Origin of the sequence: Isoptericola sp. NPDC060257 (assembly GCF_042726645.1) — a bacterium.
GTDB lineage: Bacteria > Actinomycetota > Actinomycetes > Actinomycetales > Cellulomonadaceae > Isoptericola > Isoptericola nanjingensis.
On sequence record NZ_JBHXAW010000008.1, the window covers coordinates 1 to 11,774 of the forward strand.

An 11,774-nucleotide genomic window follows, 5' to 3' on the forward strand; every position below is an offset into this window, starting at 1 on the left:
CGTCGTCGCCCGCGGGGCGGAGTGCTACGCGGTGCTCAACCTGTACCCGTACAACTCCGGGCACCTCATGGTGCTGCCGTACCGGCACGTGTCGGGCTACGTCGACCTCACGGCGTCGGAGACCGCCGAGCTGGCCACGATGACGCAGACGGCGATCCGCACGCTCACCGCGGTCTACGCGCCGGCCGGGTACAACATCGGCATGAACCAGGGCGAGGTCGCTGGCGCCGGCATCGCGGCGCACCTCCACCAGCACGTCGTGCCGCGCTGGCTCGGCGACGCGAACTTCCTGCCCGTCGTCGGGCAGACCAAGGCCCTCCCGGAGCTGCTGGCGGACACGCGCGCCCGGCTCGCCGCGGCCTGGCCCCGTCCCGACGCCGAGCACGACGGAGGGCGCTGATGCTCGGCGGCCTACGAGCGACGATGCAGCGGCTGTTCACCCCGCCCGCGCGGCTGCTCCTGAGGCTCGGGGTGTCGCCGGACGCCGTGACGATCGCCGGCACGCTGGTCGTCGTGGCCCTCGCGCTCACGCTGCTGCCCACCGGGCACGTGCTGCTCGGCGGCGTCCTCATCGGCCTGTTCGCGCTCGCGGACTCGATGGACGGCGTCATGGCCCGCCTGTCGGGCCGCACCGGGCCGTGGGGGGCGTTCCTCGACTCGACCCTCGACCGGATCTCCGACGGCGCCGTCTTCGCGGGCATCACGCTGTGGTTCCTGCTCCACCCGGACCTGCCGTACGCGACCTGGGGCATCGTGGCGTCGCTCGCGTGCCTCGTGCTCGGCTCGGTGGTGCCGTACGCCCGCGCCCGGGCCGAGAGCGTCGGTGCGACCGCGGCCGTCGGCATCGCCGAGCGCACCGACCGGCTCGTCGTGGCGCTCGCGGCCGTGGCCTTCACCCAGGTGGGGCTGCCGCTGATCGTGACCGTGGTCGCGCTGACGCTCCTCGCCGTCGCCAGCCTCGTCACCGTGGTGCAGCGCGTGGCGACCGTGCGGCGGCAGCTCGCCCCGGCGGGGCCGGTCCCGCACGCCCCCACCGACCGTCCCGACCCGGAGGCCTGATGCGGTTCGACGTCGCCCGCCTGTACACGTTCGCCTGGCGCCACGCGCCGAAGATCCCCGAGCCGGTCCTGCGCGCGGCGTTCACCGCCGTCGCGGACCTCACCTGGCTGCGTCGCACCGAGGGGGTGCGGCGGCTCGAGGCGAACTACGCGCGCGTTCGCCCCGACCTCGACGGTCCAGAGCTGCGCCGCCTCACCCGGGCGGGCATGCGCTCCTACATGCGGTACTTCCGCGAGGCGTTCACCCTGCAGGGGGCCACCGCCGAACAGGTCACCGCCCGCGTGCGCGTGGACGGCTACGAGAACCTCGCCGGCCCGGTCGCCGACGGGCAGGGCGTGTCGCTCGCGCTGGCCCACCTGGGCAACTGGGACCTCGCCGGCGCGTACGCGACGCCGCACATCGCGCCCGTGCTCACGGTCGCGGAGCGGCTCAAGCCCGAGGAGCTCTTCGTCGAGTTCGTCGAGTTCCGCCGCTCGATCGGCATCGAGGTGCTGCCGCTCGGCGACCACGACGTCTTCCGCAACCTCGTGCGCGGCGCGGTGCGGGGCGGGTCCATCATCCCGCTGCTCGCCGACCGCGACCTCACGTCGTCCGGCGTCGAGGTCGACCTCTGCGGGCACCGCGCCCGCGTGGCCGCCGGCCCCGCCGCGCTGGCGCTCGCGGCCAAGGTCCCGCTCGTCCCGGTGGGGATCACCTACGAGCGGCTCACGGGGGAGCGCCGCCGCGCCGCCGGCACGGCCTGGGGCATCGTGATCCGGTTCTACCCGCCGGTCCCGGTGCCCGACGAGTCCGGGCTGCACCGCAAGGAGCGCGTGGCGCGCATGACGCAGGGCTGGGTGGACGCCGTCGCCGTCACCCTGCAGGAGTCCACGCAGGACTGGCACATGCTCCAGCGCGTCTTCGTCGACGACCTCGACGCCGAGCGGTACGCCCGCACCCGGGCCGAGGCGGGCGAGGCATGAGCGCGCCCGCCGACCTCGCCGCCGCGACGCCGTCGCGCCCGCTGCGCGTCGGGATCGTGTGCCCGTACTCGTTCGACGCGCCGGGCGGCGTGCAGTTCCACGTGCGCGACCTCGCCGGCGCGCTGCAGGACGCCGGGCACCACGTCTCCGTGCTCGCGCCGGCCGACGACGACACCCCGGTGCCCGACGTCGTCACGTCCGCGGGCCGCGCGGTGCCGGTGCGCTACAACGGCTCGGTGGCGCGCCTGACGTTCGGCCCCCGCACCGCGGCCCGGGTGCGGCGCTGGCTGGAGGCGGGGCGCTTCGACGTCGTGCACGTGCACGAGCCGATGGTGCCCAGCCTGTCCATGCTCGCCCTGTGGTCCGCCGAGGGGCCCGTGGTGGCCACCTTCCACACGTCCCAGACGAGGTCGCGGGCGCTGCAGGTCGCGTACCCGCTGCTGCGTCAGTCGCTGGAGAAGATCGCGGCGCGGATCGCGGTCTCCGAGGACGCGCGCCGCACCCTCGTCGACCACGTGGGCGGCGACGCCGTCGTCATCCCCAACGGCGTCTACGTGGACACCTTCGCGGCCGCCGCGCCGTCCGACCGGTGGCGCGGCACCCCCGAGGGACCGACGATCGCCTTCCTCGGCCGGCTCGACGAGCCGCGCAAGGGACTCCAGGTGCTCGCCGCGGCCGCGCCGCGGGTGCTCGAGGAGGTCCCGGGGGCGCGTTTCCTCGTGGCCGGCAAGGGCGACGACGGCCGGGACGCGGCCCTCGAGGCCCTCGGCCCGCACGCCGGGTCGTTCGAGTTCCTCGGCGGCGTGAGCGACGAGGACAAGGCGTCGCTGCTCGCGTCGGCGGACCTGTACGTGGCGCCGCAGACGGGCGGCGAGAGCTTCGGCATCGTGCTGGTCGAGGCCATGAGCGCCGGCGCGGGCGTCGTCGCCAGCGACCTCGGGGCGTTCCGACGGGTGCTCGACGACGGCGCCGCGGGGCGCCTCTTCCGGACCGGTGAGCCCGACGACCTGGCGCGCGCGATCCTCGCGGCCCTGGCGGACCCCGCGGGCACCGGCGAACGGCGCGAGCGCGCCACGGCGTTCGTGCGCCGGTTCGACTGGTCCGCGGTGACCGCGCAGGTGCTCGCGGTCTACGAGATGGCGCTCGCCGCGGGGGAGGCGCTGGGCTCCCCGGTGGCCCCGTCGCGCACGGAGAGCGCCGTCGGCTGGCTGCGCACCCGGCGCGCCGGGGGAGGTGAGGACGCATGACCTGGTCCGAGCTCGCGCTCCTCGTCCTGGTCGTCGCGGCCGTCGCGGTCTGGCTCGCCTGGATCTCGGCGTCGCGCCTCGACCGGCTGCATCGCAAAGTCGTCGCGTCGCGCATCGCCCTGCAGGCCCAGCTCGCGCGCCGCGCGGGCGCGGCCGTCGACCTGGCCTCCTCGGGGCTGCTCGACCCGGCGGGGGCCGTGCTCGTCGCGGACGCGGCGTTCGCCGCCCTGGAGGACGACACCGGGCCCGCGCCGACGGCCGGCGCCGAGCTCGCGCTCGAGGGGATGGGGCCCGACCGGGAGCGCGCCGAGAGCGAGCTGTCCGCGACGCTGCGCTCCGCGCTGGGCGACGACGAGGCGCTGGCGGAGCTGCGCCGGGCGCCCGGTGGCGACGAGCTCGTCGGGCAGCTCTCGGCGGCCTGGTACCGCGCCCAGCTGGCCCGCCGGTTCCACAACGAGGCCGTCGCGCAGGCGCGACGGGCGCGACGCACCTGGTACGTGCGCCTGCTGCGCCTCTCGGGGCACGCGGCGCTGCCGCGCATGGTCGAGCTGGACGACCAGATGCCGGAGGGGCTCTCCGGGGCCTGACGCGCGGAACTAGGATGGAGGGTGCGTGACAGCGGTCACGCGTCCCACTGCGACACGAGCGAGGTTGCGTTGAGCGAGACCATCGGCAGCGACGGCCGGATCCCCGCGGGCGAGGTGGGCACCGCCCGCGTCAAGCGCGGCATGGCCGAGATGCTCAAGGGCGGCGTCATCATGGACGTCGTCACGCCCGAGCAGGCGAAGATCGCCGAGGACGCCGGCGCCGTCGCCGTCATGGCCCTGGAGCGGGTGCCCGCCGACATCCGCTCGCAGGGCGGCGTCGCCCGCATGAGCGACCCCGACATGATCGACGGCATCATCGACGCCGTCTCGATCCCCGTGATGGCGAAGGCGCGCATCGGGCACTTCGTCGAGGCGCAGGTGCTGCAGTCCCTGGGCGTCGACTACATCGACGAGTCGGAGGTGCTCACCCCCGCCGACTACGCCAACCACATCGACAAGTGGCAGTTCACCGTGCCGTTCGTGTGCGGCGCCACCAACCTCGGCGAGGCGCTGCGCCGCATCACCGAGGGCGCGGCGATGATCCGCTCCAAGGGCGAGGCCGGCACGGGCGACGTCTCCAACGCGACCACGCACATGCGCCAGATCCGTGCGCAGATCCGCCGGCTGACCTCGCTGCCCGAGGACGAGCTGTTCGTCGCCGCCAAGGAGCTGCAGGCCCCCTACGAGCTCGTCGCCGAGGTGGCGCGCGCCGGCAAGCTGCCGGTCGTGCTGTTCACCGCGGGCGGCATCGCCACCCCGGCGGACGCCGCGATGATGATGCAGCTCGGCGCCGAGGGCGTGTTCGTCGGCTCCGGCATCTTCAAGTCGGGCGACCCGGTCGCGCGCGCCAAGGCGATCGTCCAGGCGACCACCTTCCACGACGACCCGGACGTCGTCGCCAAGGTCTCCCGCGGGCTGGGCGAGGCCATGGTCGGCATCAACGTCGAGGCCGAGCCGGCGCCGGTGCGCCTGGCCGAGCGCGGCTGGTAGCACCAGCTCCGACCTCGACCAGGGGGTCCCGCCGACATCGCGTCCGCGGGACCCCTGGTCGCGCTCGACTAGTGTCGGGGCGTGCTGCTCCCTGAACCTTCGGTGCCGGGTGCGGACCTGCCCGTCCGGGGGGTCCTTCCTGCCACGGTCGACGCGGTGCGGTCGAGCGGCGCCGCGGTGCTGGTCGCGCCGCCCGGGTCGGGGAAGACCTCGTTGCTGCCCCTCGCCCTGGCCGACGCGCTCGGCGGCACGATCGTCGTCGCCGAGCCGCGCCGGATGGCCACCCGTGCCGCGGCGACCCGGCTGGCGGCGCTGGTCGACGAGCCGCTCGGACGGCGGGTCGGCTACGCGATGCGCGGTGAGCGCAGCGGAGGCAAGGACCTCCGCGTCGAGGTGGTGACGACGGGGCTCCTCGTGCGCCGGCTGCAGCAGGACCCGGAGCTGCCGGGCGTCACGGCGGTCGTGATCGACGAGTGCCACGAGCGGCACCTGGACGCCGACCTGCTGCTCGCGCTCCTCGTCGACGTCCGGGCGAACCTCCGGGACGACCTGGCCGTCGTCGCGACCTCGGCCACGGCGGACACGGTGAGCCTGAGCCGCGCGCTCGGCGCGGGCGCTCCCGCACCCGTGATCACGGCGACCGCAGCGCTGTTCGACGTGGCGACCGAGTGGGCGCCCCCGCCGTTGCCCACGCCCCTGCTTCCCGGCGGTCGGGTCGACCCGCGCCTGCTGGACCACGTCGCGGCCGTCGTCCGGCGCGCCCTGGCCGAGAACGACGGCGACGTCCTCGTGTTCGTCCCGGGCGAGGCCGAGATCGACGGCATGGCCCGCCGGTTGGCGGACCTCCACGTCCTGCCGCTGTTCGGCCGCCAGTCCAGGGCCGAGCAGGAGCGGGCCCTGGTGCCGTCCGCCGTGCGTCGGATCGTGGTGACGACGTCGGTGGCGGAGAGCTCGCTGACGGTGCCCGGGGTCAGGGTCGTCGTCGACGCGGGGCTCGCCCGGGAACCGCGGACCGACCAGTCGCGGGGTCTCGGGACGCTGGTCACCTGCCGGGTCTCGAGGTCGTCGGCCGACCAGCGGGCGGGTCGCGCCGGGCGGGAAGGGCCGGGCCGGGTCTACCGGTGCTGGTCCGCCACCGACCACGCGCGTCTCGACGATCATGCGGCGCCGGAGATCGCGGTCGCCGACCTGGCGGCGTTCGCCCTCGACCTCGCGGCCTGGGGCGCGCCCGCGGGGGCCGGCCTGACGCTGCTCGAGGCGCCGCCCGCGCCCGCGATGACGGCGGCCACCGCGCTGCTGCGCCGCATCGACGCCGTGGACGACGACGGCAGTATCACCGGGCGGGGCCGGCGGATGCGGGCGATCGGGGCGCATCCCCGCCTCGCCCGTGCGTTGCTGGACGGGACCCCGCGGGTCGGCGCCGACCGGGCGCGGGAGATCGTCGCGATGCTCTCGGACGACTCGGGCCGCTCCCTCGGCGACGACCTGCCGGCACGCCTGCGGGCCCTCCGCCGCGGTGACGACCGCGGGGCGACGGCCCGCTGGCGGGAGGAGTCGGCGCGCCTCGGCCGGGGCGCGCCGACGGGCCACGCGTCGGACGGGCGGGCCGGTCCGGGGACGCCCGGGGTGCCGGACGATCTCGCGGTGGGCATCGTGGCGGGGTTGGCATACCCGGACCGGATCGCGCGGGCCCGGGCGACCGACTCGACGACGTACCAGATGTCCGGCGGTACGGGTGCCGCGCTGGATCCGCGGTCGCCGTGGCGGGGCACCGCCTGGCTGGCGATCGCGGTCGCCGACCGGGCACCCGGCCGCGCCGACGCCAGGATCCGGTCCGCGGCGCCGATCGACGAGCAGACCGCGCGAGACGTCGCCGGCGATCTCGTCTCGACCACCGACCGGATCCGCTGGGACGACGGCCGGATCGTGACGCGGCGGGTCGAGGCGCTCGGCGCGATCGTGCTGGGCGACGTCCCGCTGACCGACCCCGACCGGCTGCTCGTCCAGGCGGCGGTGCGCGACGGCATCCGGGGCAGCGGCCTGTCCGTCCTGCGCTGGTCGGAGACCGCGCTCGCCCTGCGGCAGCGGCTCGCGTTCTGCCACGCCCACCTCAAAGGCCCGTGGCCCGCGGTCGACGACGAGGCGCTGCTCGCCGATCTCGACGCGTGGCTGGGGACGGAGCTCGCCTCGGTGCGAGGCTCGCGCGACCTCGCCCGCATCGACGTGGCCTCGGCGCTCCGTCGACTCCTGCCGTGGCCCGCGGCAGCCCGGTTCGACGAGCTGGCGCCGGAACGGCTCCAGGTACCGTCGGGCTCCGCGGTCCGGCTCGCGTACGACGGTGCCGAGCCGCCGGTCCTCGCGGTGAAGCTGCAGGAGGTCTTCGGCTGGACCGCGGCCCCGGCCGTCGCGGACGGCCGCGTCCCGGTCGTCCTGCACCTGCTGTCCCCCGCCGGACGACCGGTCGCGATCACCAGCGATCTCGCGTCCTTCTGGAGACAGGGCTATCCCGGGGTCCGGGCCGACCTGCGAGGACGCTACCCTCGCCACCCGTGGCCGGAGGACCCTCTGTCGGCCCTCCCGACCAGGCGAGCGAAGCCTCGGCGGTGAGCGGGGACGCCTGGTCTCGTGGCGACGTTCCGTGGCTACCATGGGCGCCATGGATGCCCGTTCCCCGTCAGCCGTGGACCACGGTGCCGACGTCGAGTCCGAGCCGCTGCCGACGCGCCTGGCGGAGCGGGGCTGGTGACGCCCGCCCTCGGCGACGACTGGGCCGTCGGGCCGGACGGGCTGCGGCAGCGGCGCGCCGCGCGCGTCATCGTGCTCGACCACGCGGACCGGGTGCTCCTGGTCCGCGGGCACGACGCCGACCAGCCGGAACGCTCGTGGTGGTTCACCGTCGGCGGCGGCATCGACGCCGGCGAGAGCGAGGTCGACGCCGCCCTGCGCGAGCTGCGCGAGGAGGCCGGGCTCGCGCTCGCGCCGCACGACCTCGTGGGCCCGGTGCTGACCCGCGACGCGTACTTCCACTTCTTCGCGGAGACGTGCCGGCAGCAGGAGGTCTTCTTCCTGGCGCGCGTCGACGGCGGCCACCGGCCCACCGACGACGGGTGGACCGCGGAGGAGCGCGACGTCCTCGACGAGATGCGCTGGCTGACCACGGCCGAGCTGCGCGCCGAGACGCGCGAGGTCTTCCCGACCAGCCTGCCGGACGTCGTCGAGGACCTGGCCCGGGGGTGGGACGGCAGCGTCCGCCACCTCGGCGTCCAGCACGACGACGAGCCGTCCGACCCCGAGGAGCTGGGTACCCGCACGCCCTGACCCTCCCGACGTCCCCGGCCGCCGACGCGCGCCCCGGGCAGCAGTTGGCTACCGTCGTCTCATCGGGTCCGCACGCCGAGGTGCGGACAGAGCGGCAGGGGGACGTCGACGTGAACCGACTGACGAAGGCTGCGATCGCGGTAGGAGGGGCCGCCGTCCTGCTCGTCGGCGGCGCCCAGACGATCGCCTACTGGACGGCACAGGGCACGGCCACCGGGTCTGACGTCACCGCCGGCACGCTCACGATGTCGGACGGGGCGTGCGGTGACTGGACCCTCGACGGCGGCGGCTCGGTCGCGGCGGGCATCGTGCCGGGCGACACGGTCACCACCACCTGCACGCTGGCGGTGGGAGGCACCGGCGACCACCTGGCGCTGGGCGAGATCACCGTCTCGTCGCCGACCTGGGCGGCGGAGAACGCGCTCACCGGCGCGCTCGACCTCAGCCTCACCTCGGCGACCCTGGGCGGCGAGACCCTGGAGCTCCCGCTGACCGCCCCGGTGCCGGTGGGTGAGACCGACTCGCTCGTCGTCAACCTCGAGGCGGCGTTCGACACGGCCGCCGGGAACGACACGCAGGCGCTGACCGCCGCGCTCGAGGACGTCACGGTCCAGGTCACGCAGGCGCACGTCGTCCCCGCCCCCTGAGCACGCCGTGGCTGCTGCGGCGCCGCCGGGCCCGCCCCGTGCCGTGTGGCGCATGGCGGGGCGCGTCCTCGCGTGCGTCGTCCTGCTGGTCGCGGGCGGGGCCCTGCTGCTCGTCGTCGTGGTCCCGCGCCTGGCCGGCGCCACACCGTACGGCGTGGCGACCGGGTCGATGCGCCCCGCGTTCGACGTCGGCACGCTCGTGGTGGTGCGCCCGGTCGACGTGGACGAGATCACGACCGGACAGGTGGTCACCTACCAGCTGCGCTCCGGGGATCCCACGGTCGTGACGCACCGGGTGGTCGGCCTCGGCACCACCGTCGACGGGGAGCGGACGCTGCTGACCCGGGGCGACGCGAACGAGGTCGCCGACCCGGAGCCCGTGCAGGCCGTGCAGGTGCGCGGCGCGCTCTGGTACGCCGTCCCGCAGCTGGGCCGTCTCATGGGTCTCGGGACGCCTGAGCAGCGCCGGTTCCTCACGACCGGGGTCGCGGTGCTCCTCCTGGCATACGCGTCGTGGCTCGTCGCGGGCGAGGTCCGGGAGCGCCGGGGGCGCCGGTCGCCCGGCGCGGGAGAGCCTGAGTCGCCCCCCGCCCCGGCGTCGGGCACGGGGCGGAGCGCCGCGCCCGAGGGGCTCGCGACCTGGTGGCCGGCGGCGCCGCCCGCCGCGGGCGGTGCCCGGAAGGACGGCCGCCGATGAGGGGCGGCGGGCGCCGGGTCGCCACGTGCGGGGCCGCGCTCGTCGTCGGGGTCCTGCTGGCGCCGGCTGCGGCCGCGGGAGCGCAGGGCGGCGCCGAGCCCGGAGGCGTGGCGCTGAGCGTGGACGGCCGCCGCTGGACGACCGACCTCGAGGCGGCGCTCTTCGGCTCCGCGCCCTGGACGCCGGGCGAGACGCGCCGGGCCGTGCTGCTCGTGCGCAACGACGGACCCGGACCGGCCGGCAGCCGCGTCGCCGTGTCGGTCGGGGAGGGGGTGACCGGCCGCGGGGCCTCCGCCCTCGCGGACGCGGTGCGGGTCCGGGTGCGTCCGGAGGGGGGTCGGTGGTCCGACGGCGCGGGGTCCGCTCCGGTGCTCCTGGCCGAGTCGGAGGTGCTGCCCGTCACGGTGGAGGCCTCCCTCGACGGCGCGGCGGGGAACGAGACGCAGGGCGAGACCGTGCCCGTCGACGTGCTCGTGACGTTGGCGGGCGACGGGCCGCCGGACACCGCGGACACCGGAGGCGAGCAGGACGTCGGGCGCGGCCCGGCCGACGACGTCCGCGACGGCCCGGGCGCGCTGGCGCGCACCGGTGGACAGCCGCTGCCGGCTCTGCTCGCGGCGGTGGTCGCCGTCGCGGCGGGCGTGCTGCTGCGCCGTGGCCGCGCACGAGGGGGCGGCCACCGTGGCTGAGCCGGCGCGGCCCGGCGCGACCGTGCGCCGCGTCGCCGTCCTCGTGGTCGCGGCGATGGTGTGCGTGCTCGCCGGGGGCGGGATCGCCTGGGCCTGGTGGCGCGGGTCGGGCACCGCCACGGCGCCGACGACGCCGATCTCTGCGGGCACGGTGGACGTGCAGGTCGCGAACCTCGGCAACGGCCTCGTGGGCCGCGGGGGCACGGTGAGCCTCCCCGCGCTCACGCTTCCCGGCGCGGTGCCGGGCTCCGGCGCGTCCGAGGTCGTCACGGTGCGCAACGGCGGCTCCCGCTCCGCCACGGTGACCGCGACGACCTCGCGGACCGGGACGCTCGGCACGGCGTTCACGACGAGCGCGTCGTTCGGCGCGGCGGACACGGGGACCGGCTGCGGCGGGGGGTCCGGTGGCACCGCGACGGTCTCCGCGGGCGGGACCGTGGCGCTGTGCGTGGCGGTGGCGGTCTCGGCCACGGCCCCCTCCACCACCCAGGGCCAGAGCGGCGGCGTGTCCGTGGCCCTGGCGGCGACGATCCCGGGCACCTCGTGGACCGACACGGGCACGGTGACCAGCGCCGCGGTCTCCGCCGCGACGGTCCCCGCCCCGACGAACCTGACATGCGGCCTGCTGGGGATCGGGTCGGTGACGTTCAACTGGACGGCGGCGGCGGGCGCCACCCGCTACACCTTCGGCTACGGTCCGGGCGGGAGCACGCAGGCGCAGGTGGCCGCGGGGACGACGACCTACCAGGTCACTGCGGCCGCGACCAACGCGACGGCTCGGGTCCGCGCGGACCGCGTCTACCCGGGCGGCACGACCTGGAGCTCGGCGTGGTCCGGCACGCGGCGGTACTCGATCACGCTCGGCCTGCTGGGCACCTGCTCCTGAGCACGTGCGGGCTTCGCCGACGGTCGCCCTACACTGCCCCGGTGACCACGACGATCGGAGTCCTCGCCCTGCAGGGCGACGTGCGCGAGCACGCCGCCGCGCTCGAGCAGGCGGGGGCGCGTGCTGTGGGCGTGCGGCGCCCGGCCGAGCTGGAGGCCGTCGACGGCCTCGTGCTCCCCGGGGGCGAGTCGACGACGATCGACAAGCTCCTGCGGCTCTTCGAGCTCGCCGACCCGCTGCGGCGGCTGATCGGCGAGGGGCTGCCCGTGTTCGGCTCGTGCGCGGGGATGATCCTGCTCGCGGACCGCATCGAGGGCGGCACCGCCGACCAGCGCACGCTGGGCGGGATGGACGTCGTCGTGCGGCGCAACGCGTTCGGCCGCCAGGTGGACTCGTTCGAGGCGGACCTGCAGGTCGCGGGCGTCTCTGACGGGCCGGGCGGGCGTCCGGTGCGCACCGCCTTCATCCGCGCTCCGTGGGTCGAGGAGGCGGGGCCGGACGTCGAGGTGCTCGCCCGCATACCGGACCGCTGGGCGGACGGCTCTGCGGTGGGGCCCGCCGCCGGTAAGATCGTCGCAGCACGTCAGGGACGGCTGCTCGCCACCGCGTTCCACCCGGAGATCACGGGGGACGCGCGCGTGCACGGGTTGTTCGTCCGGCTCGTCCAAGCATCGCGAAGGAGTTAGGGAGCG

At 76.2% G+C, this 11,774-nt stretch carries 13 protein-coding genes; all 13 read left to right on the forward strand.

The annotated features are described in order from the left end of the window. The coding region (locus ACFWEK_RS01365) for an HIT family protein (RefSeq protein ID WP_430552835.1) at positions 1-400 on the forward strand (400 nt) is incomplete at its 5' end. Continuing rightward, positions 400-1,059 (forward strand): phosphatidylinositol phosphate synthase, encoded by a 660-nt coding sequence (gene pgsA / locus ACFWEK_RS01370; RefSeq protein ID WP_430545409.1) that lies wholly within the window; start codon positions 400-402, stop codon positions 1,057-1,059. The genes ACFWEK_RS01365 and pgsA, both read left to right, overlap by 1 nt. Further along, positions 1,059-2,021 (forward strand): phosphatidylinositol mannoside acyltransferase, encoded by a 963-nt coding sequence (locus ACFWEK_RS01375; protein WP_430552836.1) that lies wholly within the window; start codon positions 1,059-1,061, stop codon positions 2,019-2,021. Before pgsA ends, ACFWEK_RS01375 begins: the two co-directional genes overlap by 1 nt. A gap of 41 nt (positions 2,022-2,062) precedes the next feature. Continuing rightward, on the forward strand, positions 2,063-3,268 hold the full coding sequence (locus ACFWEK_RS01380; RefSeq protein WP_430552853.1) for a glycosyltransferase family 4 protein: 1,206 nt from the start codon (positions 2,063-2,065) through the stop codon (positions 3,266-3,268). Further along, on the forward strand, positions 3,265-3,855 hold the full coding sequence (locus ACFWEK_RS01385; protein WP_430552837.1) for a hypothetical protein: 591 nt from the start codon (positions 3,265-3,267) through the stop codon (positions 3,853-3,855). Before ACFWEK_RS01380 ends, ACFWEK_RS01385 begins: the two co-directional genes overlap by 4 nt. 69 nt (positions 3,856-3,924) lie before the next feature. Continuing rightward, positions 3,925-4,845 (forward strand): pyridoxal 5'-phosphate synthase lyase subunit PdxS, encoded by a 921-nt coding sequence (gene pdxS, locus ACFWEK_RS01390; RefSeq protein ID WP_430545412.1) that lies wholly within the window; start codon positions 3,925-3,927, stop codon positions 4,843-4,845. A gap of 102 nt (positions 4,846-4,947) precedes the next feature. Then, complete coding sequence (hrpB, locus tag ACFWEK_RS01395; RefSeq protein ID WP_430552854.1) at positions 4,948-7,452, forward strand: ATP-dependent helicase HrpB; 2,505 nt, start codon at positions 4,948-4,950, stop codon at positions 7,450-7,452. Positions 7,453-7,587: 135 nt separating this feature from the next. Further along, positions 7,588-8,163: an NUDIX hydrolase gene (locus ACFWEK_RS01400; protein ID WP_430545414.1), complete on the forward strand. Its 576-nt coding sequence runs from the start codon at positions 7,588-7,590 to the stop codon at positions 8,161-8,163. Positions 8,164-8,273: 110 nt separating this feature from the next. Next, positions 8,274-8,810: an alternate-type signal peptide domain-containing protein gene (locus ACFWEK_RS01405; protein ID WP_430545415.1), complete on the forward strand. Its 537-nt coding sequence runs from the start codon at positions 8,274-8,276 to the stop codon at positions 8,808-8,810. Between the two features lie 52 nt (positions 8,811-8,862). Beyond that, complete coding sequence (locus ACFWEK_RS01410) at positions 8,863-9,507, forward strand: signal peptidase I (protein ID WP_430545416.1); 645 nt, start codon at positions 8,863-8,865, stop codon at positions 9,505-9,507. Continuing rightward, entirely contained in the window at positions 9,504-10,196 is a 693-nt protein-coding gene (locus ACFWEK_RS01415; protein WP_430552838.1) for a hypothetical protein, read from the forward strand. Before ACFWEK_RS01410 ends, ACFWEK_RS01415 begins: the two co-directional genes overlap by 4 nt. Further along, on the forward strand, positions 10,189-11,082 hold the full coding sequence (locus ACFWEK_RS01420) for a hypothetical protein (protein WP_430552839.1): 894 nt from the start codon (positions 10,189-10,191) through the stop codon (positions 11,080-11,082). The genes ACFWEK_RS01415 and ACFWEK_RS01420 overlap by 8 nt, the downstream gene beginning before the upstream one ends. A 41-nt stretch (positions 11,083-11,123) precedes the next feature. After that, a complete protein-coding gene (gene pdxT / locus ACFWEK_RS01425; RefSeq protein ID WP_430552840.1) occupies positions 11,124-11,768 on the forward strand; it encodes a pyridoxal 5'-phosphate synthase glutaminase subunit PdxT in 645 nt (214 codons plus the stop codon). The last annotated feature ends 6 nt before the right edge of the window (positions 11,769-11,774 follow it).

Excerpts from the sequence above, each read along its gene's own strand:
- pgsA (WP_430545409.1), top strand. The coding sequence starts at position 400 with ATGCTCGGCGGCCTACGAGCGACGATGCAGCGGCTGTTCACCCCGCCC.
- ACFWEK_RS01375 (WP_430552836.1), top strand. The coding sequence starts at position 1,059 with ATGCGGTTCGACGTCGCCCGCCTGTACACGTTCGCCTGGCGCCACGCG.
- ACFWEK_RS01385 (WP_430552837.1), top strand. The coding sequence starts at position 3,265 with ATGACCTGGTCCGAGCTCGCGCTCCTCGTCCTGGTCGTCGCGGCCGTC.
- ACFWEK_RS01410 (WP_430545416.1), top strand. The coding sequence starts at position 8,863 with ATGGCGGGGCGCGTCCTCGCGTGCGTCGTCCTGCTGGTCGCGGGCGGG.
- ACFWEK_RS01415 (WP_430552838.1), top strand. The coding sequence starts at position 9,504 with ATGAGGGGCGGCGGGCGCCGGGTCGCCACGTGCGGGGCCGCGCTCGTC.